The sequence below is a fragment of the Rhodospirillaceae bacterium genome, from assembly GCA_016712715.1.
Lineage (GTDB): Bacteria > Pseudomonadota > Alphaproteobacteria > Dongiales > Dongiaceae > Dongia.
Map to the genome: position 1 here is coordinate 1332618 of JADJQM010000001.1, position 20366 is coordinate 1352983.

The window sequence follows — 20366 nt, forward strand, 5'->3', positions numbered from 1 at the left end:
ACAAGACACGTTGCGCCGGTCAATGTTAGCGCCGAATCGCCGGCTCTGGGGAGGGTGCAATCCTCAGCTACGGCGCCGTTCATCGCCGGAACCAGGATCCATCTTGACCTCTCCCCCCACCAAACTGATCGAGAATGCCCAATGGGGCGTGATCCTGGCCATTTGCGGCTACGGCATCTTCTCCGGCCAGGATGCGATCGTGAAATGGCTGGTGATGCATGACTACCAGATCTTCCAGATCCTGTTTGTGCGCAGCCTGACGGTGACGGCAATCAGCCTGATCGTGGGCGGGCGGCGCGGCATCGCCGGTGTCGCCCGCAGCACCAACAAGCTGGGGCTGCTGCTGCGCGCAGCCCTGCTGCTCAGCGCCTGGCTTTGCTATTACAACGCCGCCAAGCACCTCGCCCTGGCCGATCTGGTGACGCTCTATTACGCAGCGCCTATCTTCGTTACCGTGATGTCGATCCTGCTACTGCGCGAGAAAGTCACCTGGGCCAGTTGGATCGCCGTCATCGTCGGCTTCGTCGGCGTCGCCATCGCCGCCAATCCGACCGGACGGCCGGAGATCTGGCCGGCCCTCCTGGTGCTGGTGGCGGCGAGTTTCTGGGCCTTTGCCACCATCCTCGTGCGGAAGATCATGCATGTGGAGCCGACCATCAACCAGATGCTGTTCACCAACGGCCTGTTCGCCATCATCTCGGCGGCCACCCTGCCCTGGCTGTGGCAAACACCGAGCCTGTTCGACGGCCTGTTGATGTTAGGTCTGGGTTTTGCCAGCGGCCTTGGCCAGTATCTGCTCTATGAGAGCTTCCGCCACGCACCGGCCTCGGTGATCGCCCCCACCGAATACACCGCCCTGGTCTGGGCCGTGATCCTCGGTTACCTGATCTGGCAGGATCTGCCCACGCCCACGGGGCTGATCGGCGCGGCGCTCATCGTCGCCGCCAGCCTCATCGTGATGCTGGGCGAAAGAAAGGCTAAGGCTGCATGAGCAAATCAACCCCCGATGCTTTCGACTGGCACAGCGCCAGGATCACGCCGGCGACGCCAATCACCGGCAGTTACCGCAACACGCAGAATGTGCGGCGCTTCTTCCTCGCGCAATGCGGCGCCGCCTTCAAGTTCGACCGGCCCTTCATGGCCTGGCTGAAGGACGGCAAGCCGAAGACCATGGCCGACGCGGTCGCGGAATGGAAACGGCGGGCGGCGGCCAAGGTGTGAGTGGGCGCCCCCAGCCATCTCCGCACCGCATGGCCGTTCCCCCATTTGCGCCCGCCCAAGCGCCTTTTCTCCCCTTTTCCAATGTGGAAACAAGGCTAGAATGCCGGCCGATTCAACGTCACCATCACCAGCCAAGGATCACGGGCCATGAGCCAGGACGCCGCCGCCCTCAAGGGCAATTGGAACTATCCCACCACCGTCAAGTTCGGCTGCGGCCGCATCAAGGAATTGCCCGACCATTGCAAGGCCTTGGGCCTGAAGCGCCCGCTGCTCGTGACCGATCCGGGCCTGGCCGGCCTCCCCATGATCAAGGACGCCATCGCCCGCAACGAAGCAGCCGGGATTCCCACCGGCCTCTTCTCCGAGATTCAGGGCAACCCGGTGTCGAAGAATGTCGAGGACGGGCTCAAGGTTTATCGCGACGGTGGCCATGATGGCGTCATCGCCTTCGGCGGCGGCTCGGCCCTCGATGCCGCCAAGACCATCGCCTTCATGACCGGCCAGACGCGCCCGATGTGGGATTTCGAGGATATTGGCGATTGGTGGACCCGCGCCAACCCGGCCGGCATCGCGCCGATCATCGCCGTGCCGACGACGTCCGGCACCGGTTCGGAAGTCGGCCGCGCCTCTGTCATCACCGATGAAAGCACGCACACCAAGAAAATCATCTTCCACCCGAAGATGATGCCCTCGATCGTCATCGACGATCCCGAACTGACCGTGGGCCTTCCCGCCCATGTGACGGCCGCCACCGGCATGGATGCGCTCTCGCATTGCCTCGAAGCCTATTGCGCCCCGGGCTATCACCCGATGGCCGACGGCATTGCGCTTGAAGGCATGCGCCTCGTACAGGAGAACCTGCCCAAGGCCGTGAAGGACGGCAAGGATCTGGTGGCGCGTGCCAACATGATGATCGCCGCCACCATGGGGGCAACCGCCTTCCAGAAGGGCCTGGGCGGCATGCATGCCATCGCCCATCCGCTGGGTGCCCTCTACAACACGCATCATGGCCTGACCAACGCCGTGATCATGCCCTATGTGCTCGATTTCAACCGCAAGGCCATCGACGAGCGCATGACGCGCCTCGCCCGTTTCTTGGGCCTGCCCAATCCGGGCTTCGCTGCCGTGCAGAAATGGATCCTCGATCTCCGCACCGAGATCAAGATCCCGCACACGCTGAAGGAGATCGGCGTCGACGATAAGCGCATCGACGAAGTGGCCAAGATGGCCGAAGCCGATCCGTCGGCCGGCGGCAACCCGATCAAGGTCGGCGCCAAGGAACTCGGCGCCATCTTCGTCAATGGGCTGAACGGCACGCTCGCGGCGTAAGCTCGCTCAATCCTGGAACACCCCTCACCCTGACCCTCTCCCGCGAGGGGAGAGGGGATGAGATCCGCCGGCAATATTCGGTCTTTCAGCGCGTTCTCAATATTCCATCGTGGCACTAGCCCCTCTCCCCTCGCGGGAGAGGGGTTGGGGTGAGGAGAGCCGCAAACTCAGAACCCGCCCCGCGCCCTGCGCGCTTCATAGGTCTGCAGATGGCAATAGACCATGCGCAGGACATTGGCGTCATGGCCGGATTCATGAGCACGGCGGTACATGTCTCCAATGATGTGATCCGCTTCGATGGCGCCACCCTTTTCGATGTCGCGCAGCATGGAGGCCATGAAGGTGGAGCCCGGCGCCATCAGAAGTTTGCGCGCATTGGCGAGATAGTCGGCGCTGGGCGGAAAGCCGGCTTCGGTCGCGACCGAGATCGCTTCCTGCAGCAATTCCTCAATGAGTTCGCGCCCTTCCTTGGTCGCCATGACGTCGCCGGCGGCACCCCGCATCAGACAGGTGATGCCGCCCAGCGTGCCGATCATCACCCATTTGTCCCACAGCGCCTGGTCGACCGGGTCGAGGAGTTTCGACGAAAAATTGGCACCTTCGCACTGGGCGGCAAAATCGCTGATCACGCGCTGCACGCGTGCATCCACCGGATATTCCTCGAACGGGCCAAAGACGATGCGTGCGAACTGGCTCTTGTGGACGATCTCCCCTGCGGGCGAGAGCATGGTCTCGATCTGGCAGATGCCGCCGATCAGATGCTCCGGACCAAAGCGCAGCCTGAGATCGTCATTGTGGCGCATGCCATTGAGCAGCGGCAGCACGACGGCGCCCGCCCGCACATGCGGCGCAATCGCCTCGATCGCCGGGGCGAGGTCATAGGCCTTGCAACTGACGATAACGAGGTCGAAGGCCCCGCTGCCATTGGCATCTTCGATTGTCTTCACGGAAAGCTGGGCATCGCCGAGCGGGCTCTTGATGACCAGGCCGTTGGCGGCAAGGTTGCGCGCGCGGGCGGGTCTCACCTGAAAGGTGACATCGCCGCCGGCCTCGATCAGTCGGCCACCGAAATAGCCACCTACACCGCCGGCCCCCAGGAACAATATTTTCATGCCGAATCCTTCTCTGATGGACTTGACCTTACTCGCGAGCCGGCGCTGCGCCAACTCTTGGCATCGATCTTGAAATGATGTATAGTTGACAAAGTAATACAACTTATAGGATTTTCGTTCATGACGATTATTCGGAGCGTTCTGGTCGCCGCCGGCATTGCCCTGATGGCCGGCACAGCACTTGCCGATCAAGCGCCCTATCCCAAGGATCAGGCAGCGCTCGACAAGGAATATGAGGCGATGCAATGGCAGGAGGTGGCACAGGATTACGCGCTGCCCGCATCGCACGGCCGAATCCACCTGCCGCAAGGTTTCAGCATCCTGCTCGGCGGCGATGCTGAACGCTTCGTCTACCTCAATAACGGCATCGAATTCCCCGGCACCGAGGCCGTCCTCTATGACGACAACAGCAAAGCCCTCATCGACTTCGCTTATCGCGAAGAAGGCTATGTCAAAGACGATGACTGGTCCGATATCGACCCGGTCAATTTCCTCGCCCAGATGAAGGAAGGCCAGCACGCTTCCAATCCGGAGCGCGTCGCCAACGGCCAGGACGCCTTCGAGGTGATCGGCTGGATCGCGGAGCCGACCTATGATTCCACGACCCATGTCGCGCATTACGTGGTGGAAATGGGCAATGAGCAGGGCCACTGGGCAAATGCCGTCGCCGTGAAGCTGGGCCGTGCCGGTCATCATGAAGTGACCTGGGTGGGTGACCTCGACACATTCAAGGCGAGCGGGCTCAGGACCCTCAACCTCGCCCTCGACAGCCACGCGTATGACGAAGGCCATCGCTACGCCGATTTCAAGGAGGGCGATAACGTCGCCGCCTATGGACTGGCCGGCCTCGTCGCCGCCGTCGCCGGCGTCAAATTGAGCAGGGCCTGATCGCCGCGGCGATCGGCTTCCTGGCACTCGCCGGCAAGAAGCTGTTCATCCTGGTGGTGCCGGCCTTCTTCGCCGTTCGCGCTGGCGTGCGCCGCTTCTTCCGCCGGTCGTGAGCCTTACGATATCTCGCGGGCCATGATCTCCGCGACTGCTTCTTCCAGCGGGCCGGTTGATTCGCCGAGGCCAGCGACGACGCCCTGACGGTCCTCGCGGTTGCGATTCTGGCTCATCTTCCACTTGCCCTCGAGCCGGGCGATCGGCAGGCGGAAGCCGACGATGCCTTTGAGATGTGCCTCAATGTAATCGGCCGGCGCATCCGAGACCGCCCAGGGCTGGGCGCGCTTGCCTTCATGCCGGTCGGTGAGCCGGGTCACCAGATCCAGCAACCGCGCCTTGTCGTCGAAGAACTCGATCTCGCCATGGGCATGGACGGTAATGTAATTCCAGGTCGGCACGACCTTGCCGTTCTTGGCCTTCTCGGCATACCAGGAGGGCGAGACATAGGCGTCAGGCCCCATGAAGATGGCGAGGGCCTGGACCGATTTCTCGGCCTGTTTCCATTGCGCATTGCCTCGGGCGAGATGGCCATAGAGCGTTCCGCTCGCCCCCTCCTCCGCCGCCAGCAGCACCGGGATATGGCTCGCATCCAGGCCGCCGCTTCCCAGAGTCACGAGGGAGCAAAGACGCGCCTGGCCGATCGCCTCGTGAAGGACGGCCAAGCGCTCTTCGCGGAAATGCGCCGGCGCGTACATGGCTTACGCGGCGCCGTAGCCGCAGATGCCCTTGATTTCGAGGAAATCATGGATCCCGAAATCGGCATATTCGCGGCCATTGCCGGACTGCTTGTAGCCGCCGAAGGGCGCAAAGGTATCCCAGGCCGGGTAGTTGATCTTCACCTGGCCTGCGCGCAACTGGCGCGCCACCTTGCGGGCGTGATTGAGGTCCTTCGACTGCACATAGGCCGCCAGACCATAGACCGTGTCATTGGCGATCTCGACCGCCTGCTCCTCGGTGTCATAGGACATGATGGCGATGACCGGACCGAAGATCTCCTCGCGGGCGATCGTCATGTCGGGCGTCACATGGCCGAACACGGTCGGGCGCACATAGTAGCCGCGGTTGAGTCCTTCCGGCCGGCCGGTGCCGCCGGCGACCAGCTTGGCGCCTTCCTTGATGCCGGTTTCGATGAGGCCCTGGATCTTGTTGAACTGCGCCTCGCTCACCACCGGTCCCAGCACCGTGTCGGCGGATTTCGGATCGCCGACCTTATGCGCATCCGCCGCCTTCTTCGCGACCTTCAGCGCCTCGTCATGGCGCGCGGCCGGGACCAGCATGCGGGTCGGCGCATTACAGGACTGGCCGCTATTGCCGAAGCAGCCCTGGACGCCCTTGTAGACGGCGGTTTCGAAATCGGCGTCGGGCAGGATGATGTTGGGCGACTTGCCGCCCAGTTCCTGGCTGACGCGCTTCACCGTATCGGCGGCCGTCTTCGCCACGATGATGCCGGCGCGGGTCGAGCCGGTGAAGGACACCATGTCGACATCCTTGTGCGCAGTGATCACCTGGCCGACCGACGGCCCGTCGCCATTGACCAGATTGAAGACACCGGCCGGCACGCCCGCCGCCTGCATCACCTCGGCAAAGATGACAGCGTTGATGGGGGCCACTTCACTGGGCTTCAGCACCATGGTGCAGCCCGCGGCGATGGCCGGTGCCACCTTGGCAACGATCTGATTGAGCGGCCAGTTCCAGGGTGTGATGAGGCCGACGACGCCGATCCCATCGCGCACCACGCGGGTGTCACCGCGCTGTTCCTCGAACTCGAAATCCTCCAACGCCTTGATCGTGGTTTCGAGATGGATCTGGCCCGTGGCCGCCTGCGAATCCCGCGCCATGGCGAGCGGAGCCCCCATTTCGGCAGAGACGGCCTGGGCGATGTCCTCGTAGCGGTTTTTGTATTCGGCGAGGATGCGCTTCAGCAGCGCCACGCGCTCGGCCTTGGTCGTCTGCGAGAATTTTGGAAACGCGGCCTTGGCGGCGGCCACGGCCTTGTCGACATCGGCAGCGCTGCCCATGGAGATCCTGGTAAACGCCTCCTCGGTCGCCGGGTTGATGACGTCGAGCGTCGCCGGCTTCACCGGATCGACCCAGCTACCGTTGATAAAGAACTTCAAGTTGTTGGACATGGGTTTCGGCTCTCTTCAGCTGACCAAGGATGCCGCACAATAGCCATTTGGCGGCCGATTTATAGCGCCAAAAAGTCATGGCAGGGACGCCCGCCACGACTGATAATCAGCGTCATGAAGACGTCACTTTCAGACAGCCGGAACCTTGGCCCCGTTTCGGCCCGTCGGCTTGCCGAGGTCGGTATCGAGAGCGAGGCCGATCTGCGCGCCTTGGGGGCCGTCGCCGCCTATCGCCGCGCCAAGCATGCCTTTCCAAGGCATGTGTCGCTCAACTTGCTTTATGCCCTCGCCGCAACCCTTGCCGGCATCGATTGGCGCGAGCTGTCGCCGGAGCTCAAAGCGCAGCTCAAGGCGGAAGCGGAAGCCGGCGGCAAAGGGCGTCCTAGAGCCGGTCCCTGAGCGCGTACCACAGCATGGCTGCGACCAGCAGCGGATGGCGCAGCAGCGTGCCGCCGGGGAAGGTCTGGTGGCGGATGGCGCTGAACACATCGAACCGCTCGGCGCTGCCCGCCACCGCCTCGGCGATGAGCTTGCCGGCCAGACCCGTCGTGGCGACACCCTGGCCGGAATAGCCATGGGCGAAGAAGATGTTCCCCATGCGCCCGAAATGCGGCAGGCGCGATGCCGTGATGGCGAGCATCCCGCCCCAGCCATAATCGATGCGCTTCTGCGCGAATTGCGGATAGACGCGGGCGAGATAGGGCTGCACAAAGGCGCCGATATCGGCAGGCGGCCGCGTGTTGTAGCGCTCGCCGCCACCGAACAGGATGCGTCGGTCGGCGGAGAGGCGCCAATAGCTCACCACGAATTTGGTGTCGCAGACGCAGACGTCATGGGTGATGGCGTCTTTGGCCTCATTGTCCGACAAGGGTTCCGTGCCGACGATGAAATTGGCGATCGGCATGATCTTGCCGGCGATGCGTGGTTCGAGATCGCCGAGATAGGCATTGCACCCCAGCACGACATAGGTCGCCTGCACTTCGCCTTGCGTTGTGATGACCCGGTTGACCTTGCCTTTCTCGATGCGCAGCACATGGCTTTGCTCGTGGAGACTGGCCCCCGCCGCCATCGCCGCCTGCGCCAAACCTTGCGCATAGTTCAGCGGATGCAGATGCCCGCCGCCCGCGTCGCGCACACCGGCGTGGAAGATGTCCGACCCAAGCTCGGCGCGCGTCTGCTGCTTGTCGAGGAAACGGGCACCCGTGTAGCCATAGCTGTTCTCGAGGCAGGCGACCTCGTCTTCCATCCATTTCCGGTCGCCCGGCTTGCTCGCCACATGGAGGGTGCCGGGCTTGAGATCGCAGCTGATCTTGTGCCTGTCCACACGCTCGACAATCAGCTGGCGTGCTTCCTCGCTCATGTCGAACAGCATCTTTGCGCGTGTCGCACCAAAGGCCGCCAGCAATTCCTCCGGCCCCTTGCGGAGGCCCAGATTGATCTGTCCGCCATTGCGGCCCGATGCGCCCCAGCCGATGCGCGCCTGTTCCAGCAGCACCACCTTGTAGCCGCGCTCGGCCAGATGAAGGGCCGCCGACAGGCCGGTGAAGCCGCCGCCCACCACGCAGACATCGGCGGTCACCAGACCGGACAGCGGCGCCAGCCGCGCAAACGGATTGGCGCTGGCGGCGTAGTAGGAAGACTGCGGATGTTCGAACGGCCCCATGATGTCCCCGGCTGGTCTCGGATGGGCTCTATGTAGCCTCTTTGGCCGCGTCGATCATGCGTAAAATGCGGTGCAGCGCACAATCGCCGATCCCCAGATCATCGAGATGGAGCACCGTATTGCGCAGATATTCGATGTTCGGCCCGGCGATGCCGACCGCATCGCGGATCTTCGCCACGACCTCTTCAGCCGAAAGCTTGCCGGCATATTGCGGATGCTTGCGGTCGGCAATGAAAGACAGCGCTGTCAGGTCGCTGCCATCGGTCAGGCGCACCTTGAGGAGCCGCGGAATATAGACGCCGGTCACCATCTCGCGCTTGTGCAGATAGTCCGCGGTCGCCTCCGCATCCTCCGGCGCCACGCGGTAGATGCGCCCCAGACTTTGTCCGCCGCGATCGAGACCCAGCACCAGGCCCGGATGCGCGTCGGAGCCGCGATAATAGGTCGAGGTGATGCAGAAGGCGCGGTGATAGCCATAGAGTGTCGCCGGCTGGATATCGATGAAGGGGAAATCCGGCCGCCACATCAGCGAACCATAGGCAAAGACGCGCAGTTCCTCGCCGGGCTTGGCGCGATAGCGGCGGCCTTCGATCATTTCGCTTTCGGTCATTTGCGATTCACCAGGGCAACGCCCAGCGCGACGACACCCATGCCGCAGAAGGCCAGCGTGTCCAGACGCTCGTCGAACATGAAATAGCCGCCGAGGGCCGCGACCGGCGGCGTGAGGTAGAATAGGCTCGCCACTTTCGACGCGGCACCGCGCTGGATCATCCAGGTAAGGAGCGCGATCGAGATGCCGGACAGCACGATGATGATCCAGCCCATGGCGAGGATGAACTGCGGCTGCCAGTTGATTTCGCCCACGCCGAGATAGAGCATGACCGGCAGCAGCACGATGGTGCCAGCGGCATATTGGATGGCGGCACCGGCCTTGAGATCCGCATTTGGGCTGAAGCGCTTCTGATAAAGTGTGGCCGCCGTGATGCCGGCCAGCTGCACGAAGGCAAAGAACAAGGCCCAGAAATGGCCGGCATCGAACACCAGCTTGTGCCAGATCACCATGGTGAGGCCGACGAAGCCGAGGGCTGCCCCCAGCCATTGCAGCGGCCGCAGCCGTTCGCCGAGCAGCGGTCCGGCGAGCGCCGCGGTCACGATCGGCTGCAGGCCGGCGATGAGCGCCACCATGCCGCTGGGGAGTCCCGCATAGATCGCCGCGTAGCAGCCGCCGAGATAGACCGCCTGCAGCAGGATGCCCGTGACCGCGATGTGGCCGAACTCAGTCAGCGAGCGCGGCCAGCGCGCGCCGAAGATGAGGCCGATCGCGGCCATCATGGCGCTGGCGATGGCAAAGCGGATGGTGAGGATGGTGAAGGGCGCCGCATAGGGGATGGCGTATTTCGCCACCATGAAGCCGGTGGCCCAGAGCAGGACGAACACCACGGGCACGCTGCGCAGCAGATTGTTATCGGCGGGTGCGTGGGGCGGGCGCGTCGCGGGGGCAGCCCCGTCAGCCATGTTCCTGGCCGAGCAGGAAGGCCAGAACGGCTTCCGAGAAGATGTGCGGGAATTCGATATTGCACAGGTGATAGCCACCCGGCACGACGAAGGACCTGGCGCCCGGAATGGCGGCGGCGATCTTCGCCCCCATCTCCGGCGTTGCGCCCGGATCCTTCTCGCCGGCGATGACGAAGGTCGGCGTCTTGATGGTGCAGAGCTTCTCGGCGGTGAGTTGCATCGCCTTGATCGCCTCGCCGCAGCCGGCATAGCCGTCGGCCGGGGTCGCGGCGATGAGGTCGCGGATCCATTGCGCGGTGAGCGGTGCCTTTTTCTGGAAATCGGCCGACAGCCAGCGCGCCATGGTGCCGTCGATCTGCGTCCGGGTCCCCTGCTGCTTCACCAGCGCGTTGCGCTCGTCCCAGGCCTTGGCACCCGCATCATCGACCGTGCCCATCAGCGTGCTGGAGAGAACCAGCTTCTCAAGGCGCGCACCGTGGCGGACGCCCAGCACCTGGCCGATCATGCCGCCGATCGAGAGACCCAGATAGCTGAAGCGTTTGATCCCCAGATGATCGGCGACACCCACCACATCGTCGGCCAACTTGTCGAGGCTGTAGGCGCCTGATGGTGCCGCACTCGCCCCATGACCGCGCATGTCGAAGGCCACCACGCGGAAATGGCGCGCGAAGATCGGCAATTGCAGTCCCCACATCTCGTGGCTGGTCGCCAGCGAGTGATTGAGGATGAGGGCCGGCTTGTCTTCCTGTCCGGCAACCGAGACGTGGAGCTCGGTCCCGTTGATCTTCGCGCGCATGATCTTCCGTCGATTACTTAGTCGGCTTTCTGGCCGGCCTTGGTCAATTGTTCCAACTGGCGCTGCAGCGCCTGCATCTGCGACTTGAGATCGTTGAGGTCCTCGCCGCGCCGTGCCGGGGCAGCTTCCGGCTTCTGCTCAGGTGCCGCACCGCCGGGGCCGGTCGTGCCGCCGACCTTGAACGGATTCCACATGCTCATCGCCTGCTGGAAGAAGGCCATGTTCTGCTTCGACATCTCTTCCAGCCGGTCGATCGGCAGGACATTGGCGAAGTTCTCCTTCATGTAGGAGCGGATCTGTTCCTGGTTGGCGCCGAAGCTTTCCATGCTCTTCTCGAGATAGCCCGGCACCAGGAACTGGAGATTGTCGCCATAGAGGCTGATCAACTGGCGCAGGAAATTGATGGGCAGCATGTTCTGCCCCTTCGATTCCTCTTCGACGATGATCTGGGTCAGCACCGAGCGGGTGATGTCCTCGCCCGACTTCGCGTCCTCGACCGTGAAGTCGAGGCCTTCCCGCACCATCTGGGCGAGATAGTCGAGGGTCACATAGGAACTGGTGGCCGTGTTGTAGAGACGGCGATTGGCGTATTTCTTGATGCGGACCGGTGCCGATTTCTCACCGGCTTTCGCTTGGTCGCCCTTGTTCTGGTCACCTGGCAAAGCCATCATTCACTCCCCTGCGGTCAGATTCTTCTATCGCCTTGTTTTTGCGCGTTGCAGCAATTGTAACGGAAACAATTCCCGGCGCCTGTGTGCAGCATAGCACTAGTTCGGGGTCATATGGCAATGCGGTCGCTGCAACGCAAACACCCCAATTTCAGGCCCTTAGCACAAGCAACATAGGCCGGGTTTGCAGGTGGTCTCCGAGCCGCTATAGTTGCTAAATGACTGAAACACCGGGAAAGCAGACCGGGAACGCCCCAGGTCATCAACCTACTGGCCATCAAGCTCCGGGGGCAGATGCCCCGGAACTCGATGAATTGGCACGGCGCCTCTTGGATCTGTGGCAGGACCAGCTGGCGGCGGTGGCCGCCAATCCGGACCTTGCCACCCAGGCGGCCCGGCTGATGGCGGCGATGCCGCTGCCCGGCATGTGGCTGAGCCAGCTCGGGCAGATGGGCGGGGCCACCGCCACCCCCGGCAATGGCAGCGCCGCCGACATGACCAAGCTCTGGGCGAAGATGGCCCAGGACTGGATGGCGCAGGATTGGTTTAAAGGAGTCCAGAGTGGCAGATCCGGAGAGCCAGCCAAATCCACCGCCGCGTCCCCACCGGCTGGGGCCACGCCCGCTGCCGCAGCATCTGGGCCTGGCGGCGGCGACCTGGTCGAACTCAGCCGCCGCCTTGCCGGCATTGAGCAGCGCCTTGGCGAACTCACTCGGCAATCCACAAAACCCAAGCCAGCCAGAACCAAGCCCACATCAGCAGCATCTGCAAAAAAGCCTCGCCGAGCTCGGACCACGGATAAGCCAGGCGGAACCAGCGGCGCTGATGGCGGCACTGCAGGTTGAAGGGCGCAGGCGTTTCGGCCAGTTGCTGACCGGCATCGAGGCCTATCGCAAGCATCTCTATCAGCGCGACCTCCCCACCGCCCCGGTGCTGTGGGACCAGGGCACCACCAAACTGCGCGACTACCGCACGCAGGCGGAATCCGGCAAATCCTCCACCCGGCCGCGCGCGCTGGTGATCCCCTCGCTGGTCAATCGCTATTATGTGCTCGACCTCGACCGCGAGGCCTCGTTCCTGCGCTGGCTCGATGCGAACGGCGTCGATCCCTTCGTCGTCGATTGGGATGGACCCGGTTATCTCGAGCGCGGCTTTTCGCTCACCGACTATGTTGCCGGGCGTCTCGAGGGGGCGCTTGATGCCGTGAAGCGCGAGCCGGGTGGGCCGATCTTCCTCATCGGCTATTGCATGGGCGGCAACCTGGCGCTGGGTCTTGCCTTGCGGCGCCAGGCGGAACTGGCTGGCCTCGTCTGCCTCGCCACACCCTGGGACTTCCATGCCGAGAATCTCCAACATGCGCAGATGATGGGCCAGATCGGGCGCCAGCTCGAACCGGTCCTGCAGACCTTGGGCGAATTGCCGGTCGACATGCTGCAGGCCTTCTTCTCCGGCCTCGATCCCTTCCAGGTCCTCAAAAAATTCCAGTATTTCGGCACCCTCGATCAGCACAGCGACAGCGCGCGGCGCTTCGTGGCGCTCGAGGATTGGCTCAATGACGGGATCAGCCTCTCGGCCCCCGTCGCGCGCGAATGCCTCACCGGCTGGTATGGCGAGAACACGCCGCAGAACTTGCAGTGGAAAATCGCAGATCAGATCGTCGATCCCGCGAAGCTCGCCCTTCCCGTGCTCAACATCATCCCCAGCGCCGACCGCATCGTGCCGCCGGAAAGCTCGCGCGCCCTCACCCGGCGTATCAAACAAATCGAGGAAATGGTGCCCAGCGCCGGCCATATCGGCATGATGGTCGGCCGCAGCGCCGCGCGCGACGTCTGGCAGCCGCTGGCCGCCTGGATGCAGAAGAAAGTGTAGGGCGGGGCCGCCTTTGTACGCGGCCCCGCCCTTTCACCCTTAGCCGTTCGGCCCCTTCGAACCACCATTGCCATTGCCCGACGGTTCCTTGCCGCGATCATTGTCGCGACCGCCGCCGCCGCCCTGATCTTCGCGCGACCAGGTCGGCACGCGCCCCGTCTTCTTGGTGGTGAGTCCGACCGGCACACGGTTTTCCAGCAGGCCACCGCACTGGTCGGTCGTGTATTCCGGGTCTGCGACCGCGCATTCCGCGGCGAGGTCGTCCACATCCATGCATTCCGTTTCGCCACTGTCATGATCCCAGCAGACGACATCGACATCGTCGTCATAGGCCGAGGCGGGTTGGCTGAGTGCCACCATCGCGCCAAGCCCCAGGATCGCGGCAAGCATGGCCGCCGCGATGGTCGCTTGGGTGGTCTGTTCGTTCACTACTGAAGCACGCATTGACTTGCTCCTCATGTGAGACTGGGCGACGGCCCATCCGGTGCGCCGCTCTTCGCTAGGTCAGTCACCTGCCGTGGCGATAAGGTTCAGTTTCAATGCCGCTATTCGGGGAGGCCCGGAAATGCGCTGAATCAATCAGTTGTTGACGAACATGGAGACGGGAAAATCGCTTTTGTGACGATCGTCACCCGCGGCGGACATGAAAGCGCCCACGCTTCCGGGGGGGGAAAGCGTGGGCGCGTCCGGGGCTGACGCTGCAAGCGAGGACAGCGCCTTGCCAGAAGCGGGCTTAACGCTTCTGGTCCTGTTTGATGCCTGTGCCGTGGCCCAGACCCGAACTCTGGCCGGGCTTTTCGCCCGGCTTCACGACCTTGCCGTCGCCATCGGTGTCCTTGCCGACCATGTCGCGATCGTCGCGCTTGTCGGGATTACCCTGGCCCTGCTGACGCTGACGGTCCGCATCCTGGTTTTGGCCTGGCTGATTCTGACCAGACTAGCGCTGGCCCGGATTGCCCTGCTGCTGCTGGCGTTCAGCCGGGTTGTTCGGGTTGGTCTGCTGGTTCTGCTGCTTCTGTGCCTCGCGCGGATTTTCGGGGTTCTGTTGGGTCGGTTGGTTGGCCATGTCGATATCCTTTCAGTGAGGGCAGCCCGTTTGGGGTCTGTCTCAACTCAACAACAAGGTCTCCGAATTGTTTCTCCGATTATGCTGCCAGGAGCCGTGACAACTTGCCCCGCGATGGGCTAAGTCACGAGGCCTCCTTCGCAATCGCAGCAAAGCTCCCACATGGATCTCATGACCGTCTTGCAGGCCGCCCTCCTCGGATTGGTCGAGGGCCTCACTGAATTTCTGCCGGTGTCATCAACCGGTCATCTCATCCTGCTGGTCGACTTGCTCGGCTTCGCCGGCCCCAGCGGCAAGCTGTTCGAGATTGTCATCCAACTGGGCGCCATCTTCGCCGTCTGCTGGGTCTACCGCGCCAAGCTCATCGGCACCGCCTGTCATCTTCATGACAGGTCGAGTGCCCGCCATTTCACCGCCGTGATCCTGACGGCCTTCCTCCCCTCGATGCTGGTTGGCGTGCTCGCCTGCAAGACCATCAAGGAGGTGCTGTTCTCCCCGCTCGTCGTCTCGGTGATGCTGATCGTGGGCGGCATCGCCATGCTGCTCATCGAACACTTCCGCCCCAAGCCCCGCTTCCACGCCACCGAGGAAATCTCGCTCAGGCGCGCGCTGGCCGTGGGCCTCTTCCAATGCATCGCCATGATCCCCGGCGTCAGCCGCGCCGCCGCCACCATCATGGGCGGCATGCTGATGGGCATCGACCGCCGGACCGCGACCGAATTTTCCTTCTTCCTCGCCATCCCCACGATGGTCGCCGCCACCGTCTACGACCTCTACAAGAACTGGCACGCGCTCAATGCCGATGGCCTCGCCATCATCGCCATCGGCTTCCTCTGCGCCTTTGTCACCGCCCTCATCGTCGTGCGCACGGCGATCGCCTTCGTCGGCCGCCACGGCTTTGCGCCCTTCGCCATCTATCGCATCATCTTAGGCGCGGTGATGCTGGGCCTGCTCTTGAGTTGAGGCAGGGAAGCGGCGGCGCGTCCTCCCCCTCACCCCGACCCTCTCCCCACTTCGTGGGGCGAGGGAGTTTCGACCTAGACCTGCAACAAGCCCCTCGCCCCGCCCGTCGGCGAAGGCCGACATTCGTCGGCAGGGCGGGGAGAGGGGTTGGGGTGAGGGGTGTTTCCATCAAATAATGAAACGTTCAATCCCCTGATGCGTGCATGGTGGAACCCGGCCCCGCCGCCGGTCTAAACTCCCGTGCAACTCAAGCGTCGATAAGAGGGAAAAAGCATCATGGAATATCGCCCGCTCGGCCGCTCCGGCCTCCAGGTTCCAGTCCTTAGCTTCGGCACCGCGACCTTCGGCGGCGGCAACGATTTCTTCGACAAATGGGGCGGCGTCAACGAGCAGGTGGGCAACCGCCAGGTCGACCTCTGCCTCGACCACGGCATCAATTTCTTCGACACGCCCGATGTCTATTCAGCGGGCCTTGCCGAGACGATCCTCGGCGTCGGCCTCAAGGGCAAGCGCCACCAGGCGCTCATCTCGACCAAGGCCACCTTTGCGATGGGCGAAGGCCCCAACGAGAAGGGCTCCTCGCGCTATCACCTCATCCGTGCCGCCGAGGCAAGCCTCAAGCGCCTGCAGACCGATCACATCGACGTCTATTTCATGCACGGCTTCGATGCGCTGACACCTGTTGAGGAAACGCTCAGCGCCCTCGACAATCTCGTGACCAGCGGCAAGGTGCGCTATATCGGCTGCTCCAATTTCAGCGGCTGGCATGTGATGAAGTCGCTTAGCCTCTCCGAGAAATACGGCCTTGCCCGTTACGTCGTCTATCAGGGCTACTATTCGCTGATCGGCCGCGACTATGAGGAGGAGCTGATGCCGCTCGCCAAGGACCAGGGTGTCGGCACCATGGTGTGGAGCCCTTGGGTTGGGGCCGCCTCACCGGCAAGATCCGCCGCGGCGCACCCGACCAGTCCGGCCGCATCAAATCCGGCGGCGCCGAAGGCGGCCCGCCGGTCGACGACGCGTTCCTCTACGACGTGGTCGACGTGCTGGACGCGATCGCCAAGGAAACGGAAAAGTCCGTGGCCCAGGTAGCCCTCAACTGGCTCCTCCAGCGCCCGACCGTCTGCAACATCGTGCTGGGTGCCCGCACCGAGGACCAGCTCAAGCAGAATCTCGGCGCCATCGGCTGGAACCTCTCGGCGGACCAGGTGGCACGGTTGGACGCGGTGAGCGAAAAGACTCCGACCTATCCCTACTGGCACCAACGCGACTTCGTGAGCCGGAATCCGCGGGCGGTGGGGAAATGAGTGGGAGGGACTGTCTTTTCCCTCGTTGGCACTTAGCCTCAAGGGCAGATGTTTAAGATTTCCGTTATAAATACGAAAGATCAATAACTTAGTCAAAAAATTCAGTTAGCCATTTCTGCTTTGGGCAATGCATCTCAAGCATGAGGCTGGTGAGGCCTGTGCTCTATGCTACATTTCCCGGATACTTCCTTTGGATGTGACGAGGGTAGATGTCTGAGTCAGGCTCACAACTTGATCGCTTAAACTTTATTTACGAAGTGGAGCCAAAGGTCCCACTGTTTCATCTTGGAAGATCGATAAATGATCTAATCGAGATTCTGTACTCCTTGCTTTCACCGATATCGGAAATTGATCCCGACAGAGTTTCTGGCCTGTCTGGAAATACGCTTATTCCCACTACTCGTTTCGACTGACAAAGTGGCCGCATATCCTTGGTGCCAAAATATTGCGCGCAATTTACGGGCTGAGGGATGTGAGCTGTTTCAGACACTCTCTGCAAGGGCCGTGAATGAAATTAATGTAAATGCAATGAGCGAGCAGGTGATCGTCGGACCAGTCTTAATCCGCGAACGAGTGGAATTTCATATAGACGCCGCAGGGAAAATCGAAATGCTCAATATCAGCTAGACAGTCTACCATCAATGTTCCGATGACATTCAATGGCCGTCTTTTATAGATGTCGGTTCGGGATCTAGATTCCTTGCAAAAGAAATTCGTGGATGGTCGGCCTCCGCCGACCATGACGTCTGGAGCAGAAGCTGAGGCCGTTTGGTCTGCAAATCTTGCTGCGGCACATCAATTCCGCCCCGCTCTACTCCCCACCCTCTCCAACCTCCCCCTTAGCGTCTCATCCGGACCGCCGCTGCCATAGTCGATGTCGGCGATGAACCAGCGGCAGAGTTTTCCGTCATACTCGCCCTTGATGACGAGGTCGCGAACATTGCCTTCGATGTCGAGCGTCACCACCGCGCTGGGGCCGAGGCTGCGCCACCAGGCGCGTTCCTCGATGCTGATGAGCTTGATCTCGCGGCCGGGCAGCGCACCCCAGCCGAAGACATAGTTGAGGATCGACCCGTCCGGTTCGTCGCTGGGCAGCGGATTATCGCGGACCTCGTCGAAGAGCGCCTGGAGATCGGGGGCAAGGCTCTGCCGGAAAGCCTCGAAGGCGGCAGCCGCCACCGCCGGGTCGGCCGATTGCCGGTCACGCGCCTGCAATTGCCGTTCATAGAACTGGCGGAGCCATGCCTCATTGCTGATCACCGGCTCCACAGCCCAAGCGGGGGCGGGGCCCGCCATCAGCGTGGCCACGGCCGTCAAGCGCAACAGAGCCTCCCGGCGAGTCATCATTTCCCCTCTTGCGACAATTGCGCGTGGGCACAAGATTATCTGCAACCACCCGCCCCGTCACGCCAAACCGGCTTGCCCACCCGCCGGGCCGACCGCGTCGGATGGCTTATACCGCTGTACAACGCGCCAATATGTCGCTTGACCTTGCCCCCTTTCGCCTTTCCGATGGCAGGACGAAAGTAGGCTTGCGGCGAGGCGGCCCGATCCCTTAGGGTTCACGTTGCACTGCAACAAAGCCAGAAACCACACCACCGGAGGATGAACCCATGGCCAGCCAAACAGACGTTGTCATTACCGCCGCTTCCCGCACCGCGATCGGGGCCTTCAACGGGGCGCTGTCCTCCGTGCCGGCGCATGTGCTGGGTGTGGCGGTGATCAAGGATCTGCTGGCGCGCTCCAAGGTCGCGGCCGGCGAGATCGACGAGGTGATCCTGGGCCAGGTGCTGGCCGCCGGCGCCGGCCAGAACCCGGCAAGGCAAGCGGCGATCGCCGCCGGCATTCCGCAGGAGAAGACCGCTTACGGCATCAACCAGCTCTGCGGCTCGGGCCTTCGCGCCGTGGCGCTGGGCTATCAGGCGATCCTTGCCGGTGATTCCAGCATCGTCATCGCGGGCGGGCAGGAGAGCATGAGCCAGGCGCCGCACGCCGTTCACATGCGCAACGGCACCAAGATGGGCAATGCCGAGCTCATCGACACGATGATCAAGGACGGGTTGTGGGATGCCTTCAACGGCTATCACATGGGCAACACGGCCGAGAACGTGGCGCAGAAATGGCAGATCACCCGCGACCAGCAGGATGCCTTCGCCGCCGGCTCCCAGCAGAAGGCCGAGGCCGCGATGAAGGCAGGCAAGTTCAAGGACGAGATCACCGCCGTCACCATCGCCGGCCGCAAGGGCGATGTAGTGGTGACTGAGGACGAATACCCCAAGCACGGCACGACCGCCGAAAGCCTCGCCAAGCTCCGCCCGGCTTTCGTGCGCAGCGATGGCGGCACCGTCACCGCAGGCAATGCCTCCGGCCTCAATGATGGTGCGGCAGCGACCGTGCTGATGTCGGCCGCCGAAGCCTCGAAGCGTGGGCTCACCCCTTGGCCCGCATCGTGAGCTGGGCCACCGCCGGCGTCGATCCCGCGATCATGGGTTCGGGGCCTATCCCCGCCAGCAAGGCAGCGCTCGCCAAGGCCGGCTGGAAGGCCAGCGACCTCGACCTCATCGAAGCCAACGAGGCCTTCGCCGCGCAAGCCTGCGCCGTCAACAAGGAACTCGGCTGGGATATTTCGAAGGTCAACGTGAATGGTGGTGCCATTGCGCTTGGCCATCCCATCGGCGCCTCGGGTGCCCGCGTGCTGGTGACCCTGCTCCATGAAATGCAGAAGCGGAATGCGAAGAAAGGCCTTGCCACTTTGTGCATCGGCGGCGGCATGGGCATTGCCATGTGCGTGGAGAGATAATGCTCTAAGTCCCCTCCACCTTCAGGGGGAGGGTTAGGGTGGGGGCCTGCCAGACCGGATCTGTGACGGCCCCCCTCCCGACCTCCCCCCTGAAGGGGGGAGGAGCTACAAACACCAAACAAAAAAACGAACCTGGGAGGATTACATGAATCGAGTGGCGGTGGTGACCGGCGGAACGCGCGGCATCGGTGAGGGCGATCTGCCTTGCGTGGAAGAAGGCCGGCTACAAGGTGGCGGCCGTCTATGGCGGCGACGAGGCCAAGGCAAAGGCCTTCACCCATGAGACCGGCATTCCGGCCTACAAGATCGACGTCTCCGATTTCCGCCAAGTGAAGGACGGCATTGCCAAGATCACCGCCGATCTTGGGCCCGTCGACGTGGTGGTCAACAATGCCGGCATCACCCGCGACGGCACACTCCACAAGATGACGCCGGAACAGTGGGAGGCGGTCATTCATACCAACCTCTCCTCCTGCTTCAACATGTGCCGCTCGGTCATTGACAGCATGCGTGAGCGGGGTTTCGGCCGCATCGTCAATATCGGCTCGATCAACGGCCAGGCCGGGCAGTACGGTCAGGTCAACTATGCCGCCGCGAAGTCCGGCATCCACGGCTTCACCAAGGCCCTGGCCCAAGAAGGGGCCGCCAAGAACATCACCGTCAATGCGATCGCCCCCGGCTATATTGACACCGATATGGTGCGCGCCGTGCCGCCGCAGGTGCTGGAGAAGATTGTCGCCAAGATCCCGGTTGGCCGCCTGGGTCAGGCGTCCGAGATTGCGCGGGGGGTCCTGTTCCTGGTGGCCGACGATGCCGGCTTCATTACCGGCTCGACCCTCTCGATCAATGGCGGGCAACATATGTATTGAGGCAAAACGCCTCTCCAACAACCGATTGATTCGACAAGGAAAACCGGCCGACTTGGCCGGTTTTTCGCGTATCTACGGGTTGTTAACCACTGCCGGCCTAGACTGGGCCATGGT

Annotated in this window: 19 protein-coding genes and 3 pseudogenes; 12 read left to right on the plus strand and 10 right to left on the minus strand. The window is 62.8% G+C overall.

Annotated features, from left to right (window positions below):
- The first annotated feature begins 22 nt into the window (after positions 1-22).
- From IPK59_06530 to IPK59_06540, 3 genes are all read left to right on the plus strand, one after another.
- On the plus strand, positions 23-991 hold the full coding sequence (locus IPK59_06530) for a DMT family transporter (protein MBK8158426.1): 969 nt from the start codon (positions 23-25) through the stop codon (positions 989-991).
- Entirely contained in the window at positions 988-1221 is a 234-nt protein-coding gene (locus IPK59_06535; GenBank protein ID MBK8158427.1) for a hypothetical protein, read from the plus strand. Before IPK59_06530 ends, IPK59_06535 begins: the two co-directional genes overlap by 4 nt.
- Before the next feature lie 147 nt (positions 1222-1368).
- Positions 1369-2550 carry an iron-containing alcohol dehydrogenase gene (locus IPK59_06540; protein MBK8158428.1) on the plus strand — a complete coding sequence of 394 codons (1182 nt, stop codon included), beginning with the start codon at positions 1369-1371 and terminating at the stop codon, positions 2548-2550.
- Between the two features lie 167 nt (positions 2551-2717).
- Here IPK59_06540 and IPK59_06545 read toward each other — a convergent pair whose 3' ends face one another.
- The gene (locus IPK59_06545; protein MBK8158429.1) at positions 2718-3662 is read right to left on the minus strand and encodes a ketopantoate reductase family protein; all 945 of its coding nucleotides are present in this window, start codon (positions 3660-3662) and stop codon (positions 2718-2720) included.
- A 120-nt stretch (positions 3663-3782) separates the two neighbouring features.
- Between IPK59_06545 and IPK59_06550 the strand changes: the two genes are divergently transcribed.
- Positions 3783-4550 (plus strand): DUF2167 domain-containing protein, encoded by a 768-nt coding sequence (locus IPK59_06550; GenBank protein MBK8158430.1) that lies wholly within the window; start codon positions 3783-3785, stop codon positions 4548-4550.
- A gap of 116 nt (positions 4551-4666) precedes the next feature.
- On the opposite strand, the gene IPK59_06555 is transcribed toward IPK59_06550, so the two are convergent.
- Together IPK59_06555 and IPK59_06560 are read right to left on the minus strand one after the other, a co-directional pair.
- On the minus strand, positions 4667-5302 hold the full coding sequence (locus tag IPK59_06555) for an FMN-binding negative transcriptional regulator (GenBank protein ID MBK8158431.1): 636 nt from the start codon (positions 5300-5302) through the stop codon (positions 4667-4669).
- Positions 5303-5305: 3 nt separating this feature from the next.
- Positions 5306-6736 (minus strand): aldehyde dehydrogenase family protein, encoded by a 1431-nt coding sequence (locus tag IPK59_06560; GenBank protein ID MBK8158432.1) that lies wholly within the window; start codon positions 6734-6736, stop codon positions 5306-5308.
- 114 nt (positions 6737-6850) lie between these two features.
- Between IPK59_06560 and IPK59_06565 the strand changes: the two genes are divergently transcribed.
- On the plus strand, positions 6851-7135 hold the full coding sequence (locus IPK59_06565) for a TfoX/Sxy family DNA transformation protein (GenBank protein MBK8158433.1): 285 nt from the start codon (positions 6851-6853) through the stop codon (positions 7133-7135).
- Here the strand turns inward: IPK59_06565 and IPK59_06570 are convergent.
- Genes IPK59_06570 through phaR form a run of 5 tightly spaced genes read right to left on the minus strand, consistent with a single transcriptional unit; the run spans position 7119 to position 11378 of the window.
- The gene (locus IPK59_06570) at positions 7119-8399 is read right to left on the minus strand and encodes an FAD-binding oxidoreductase (GenBank protein MBK8158434.1); all 1281 of its coding nucleotides are present in this window, start codon (positions 8397-8399) and stop codon (positions 7119-7121) included. The two genes, IPK59_06565 and IPK59_06570, sit on opposite strands and share 17 nt — an antisense overlap.
- Before the next feature lie 28 nt (positions 8400-8427).
- Positions 8428-8994 carry a gamma-glutamylcyclotransferase gene (locus IPK59_06575; GenBank protein ID MBK8158435.1) on the minus strand — a complete coding sequence of 189 codons (567 nt, stop codon included), beginning with the start codon at positions 8992-8994 and terminating at the stop codon, positions 8428-8430.
- A gap of 11 nt (positions 8995-9005) precedes the next feature.
- Positions 9006-9914: a DMT family transporter gene (locus IPK59_06580; GenBank protein ID MBK8158436.1), complete on the minus strand. Its 909-nt coding sequence runs from the start codon at positions 9912-9914 to the stop codon at positions 9006-9008.
- Positions 9907-10710 (minus strand): alpha/beta fold hydrolase, encoded by an 804-nt coding sequence (locus tag IPK59_06585; GenBank protein ID MBK8158437.1) that lies wholly within the window; start codon positions 10708-10710, stop codon positions 9907-9909. Before IPK59_06585 ends, IPK59_06580 begins: the two co-directional genes overlap by 8 nt.
- 17 nt (positions 10711-10727) lie before the next feature.
- A complete protein-coding gene (gene phaR / locus IPK59_06590; protein ID MBK8158438.1) occupies positions 10728-11378 on the minus strand; it encodes a polyhydroxyalkanoate synthesis repressor PhaR in 651 nt (216 codons plus the stop codon).
- Between the two features lie 314 nt (positions 11379-11692).
- Here phaR and IPK59_06595 point away from each other — a divergent pair, with 314 nt between their 5' ends.
- Together IPK59_06595 and IPK59_06600 are read left to right on the plus strand one after the other, a co-directional pair.
- Positions 11693-12223, plus strand: a complete 531-nt coding sequence (locus IPK59_06595) for a hypothetical protein (protein MBK8158439.1) — start codon at positions 11693-11695, stop codon at positions 12221-12223.
- Positions 12204-13247, plus strand: coding sequence for an alpha/beta hydrolase (locus tag IPK59_06600; protein ID MBK8158440.1), 1044 nt, complete (start codon positions 12204-12206; stop codon positions 13245-13247). Before IPK59_06595 ends, IPK59_06600 begins: the two co-directional genes overlap by 20 nt.
- Positions 13248-13286: 39 nt before the next feature.
- Here the strand turns inward: IPK59_06600 and IPK59_06605 are convergent, their stop codons facing one another.
- Positions 13287-13691, minus strand: coding sequence for a hypothetical protein (locus IPK59_06605; GenBank protein MBK8158441.1), 405 nt, complete (start codon positions 13689-13691; stop codon positions 13287-13289).
- A 199-nt stretch (positions 13692-13890) separates the two neighbouring features.
- Here IPK59_06605 and IPK59_06610 point away from each other — a divergent pair, with 199 nt between their 5' ends.
- From IPK59_06610 to IPK59_06620, 3 genes and pseudogenes are all read left to right on the plus strand, one after another.
- Complete coding sequence (locus IPK59_06610) at positions 13891-14436, plus strand: hypothetical protein (GenBank protein ID MBK8158442.1); 546 nt, start codon at positions 13891-13893, stop codon at positions 14434-14436.
- A 39-nt stretch (positions 14437-14475) separates the two neighbouring features.
- On the plus strand, positions 14476-15276 hold the full coding sequence (locus tag IPK59_06615; GenBank protein MBK8158443.1) for an undecaprenyl-diphosphate phosphatase: 801 nt from the start codon (positions 14476-14478) through the stop codon (positions 15274-15276).
- A gap of 276 nt (positions 15277-15552) precedes the next feature.
- Positions 15553-16583 (plus strand): annotated as a pseudogene (locus IPK59_06620) (aldo/keto reductase).
- 795 nt (positions 16584-17378) lie between these two features.
- Here IPK59_06620 and IPK59_06625 read toward each other — a convergent pair.
- Positions 17379-17906: a hypothetical protein gene (locus IPK59_06625; protein ID MBK8158444.1), complete on the minus strand. Its 528-nt coding sequence runs from the start codon at positions 17904-17906 to the stop codon at positions 17379-17381.
- Positions 17907-18196: 290 nt separating this feature from the next.
- On the opposite strand from IPK59_06625, the pseudogene IPK59_06630 reads away from it, so the two are divergent.
- Positions 18197-19383: pseudogene (locus IPK59_06630) on the plus strand (acetyl-CoA C-acetyltransferase).
- Between the two features lie 145 nt (positions 19384-19528).
- Positions 19529-20252 (plus strand): annotated as a pseudogene (phbB, locus tag IPK59_06635) (acetoacetyl-CoA reductase).
- Positions 20253-20366: the final 114 nt, after the last annotated feature.

Bases quoted from the DNA above. Each gene is read 5' to 3' on its own strand.
- IPK59_06560 (MBK8158432.1), bottom strand. From the start codon at position 6,736: ATGTCCAACAACTTGAAGTTCTTTATCAACGGTAGCTGGGTCGATCCG.
- IPK59_06550 (MBK8158430.1), top strand. From the start codon at position 3,783: ATGACGATTATTCGGAGCGTTCTGGTCGCCGCCGGCATTGCCCTGATG.
- IPK59_06530 (MBK8158426.1), top strand. From the start codon at position 23: ATGTTAGCGCCGAATCGCCGGCTCTGGGGAGGGTGCAATCCTCAGCTA.
- IPK59_06535 (MBK8158427.1), top strand. From the start codon at position 988: ATGAGCAAATCAACCCCCGATGCTTTCGACTGGCACAGCGCCAGGATC.
- IPK59_06580 (MBK8158436.1), bottom strand. From the start codon at position 9,914: ATGGCTGACGGGGCTGCCCCCGCGACGCGCCCGCCCCACGCACCCGCC.
- IPK59_06610 (MBK8158442.1), top strand. From the start codon at position 13,891: ATGAAAGCGCCCACGCTTCCGGGGGGGGAAAGCGTGGGCGCGTCCGGG.
- IPK59_06570 (MBK8158434.1), bottom strand. From the start codon at position 8,399: ATGGGGCCGTTCGAACATCCGCAGTCTTCCTACTACGCCGCCAGCGCC.
- IPK59_06615 (MBK8158443.1), top strand. From the start codon at position 14,476: ATGGATCTCATGACCGTCTTGCAGGCCGCCCTCCTCGGATTGGTCGAG.
- IPK59_06545 (MBK8158429.1), bottom strand. From the start codon at position 3,662: ATGAAAATATTGTTCCTGGGGGCCGGCGGTGTAGGTGGCTATTTCGGT.
- IPK59_06540 (MBK8158428.1), top strand. From the start codon at position 1,369: ATGAGCCAGGACGCCGCCGCCCTCAAGGGCAATTGGAACTATCCCACC.
- IPK59_06605 (MBK8158441.1), bottom strand. From the start codon at position 13,691: ATGCGTGCTTCAGTAGTGAACGAACAGACCACCCAAGCGACCATCGCG.
- phaR (MBK8158438.1), bottom strand. From the start codon at position 11,378: ATGGCTTTGCCAGGTGACCAGAACAAGGGCGACCAAGCGAAAGCCGGT.
- IPK59_06555 (MBK8158431.1), bottom strand. From the start codon at position 5,302: ATGTACGCGCCGGCGCATTTCCGCGAAGAGCGCTTGGCCGTCCTTCAC.
- IPK59_06600 (MBK8158440.1), top strand. From the start codon at position 12,204: ATGGCGGCACTGCAGGTTGAAGGGCGCAGGCGTTTCGGCCAGTTGCTG.
- IPK59_06565 (MBK8158433.1), top strand. From the start codon at position 6,851: ATGAAGACGTCACTTTCAGACAGCCGGAACCTTGGCCCCGTTTCGGCC.
- IPK59_06575 (MBK8158435.1), bottom strand. From the start codon at position 8,994: ATGATCGAAGGCCGCCGCTATCGCGCCAAGCCCGGCGAGGAACTGCGC.
- IPK59_06585 (MBK8158437.1), bottom strand. From the start codon at position 10,710: ATGCGCGCGAAGATCAACGGGACCGAGCTCCACGTCTCGGTTGCCGGA.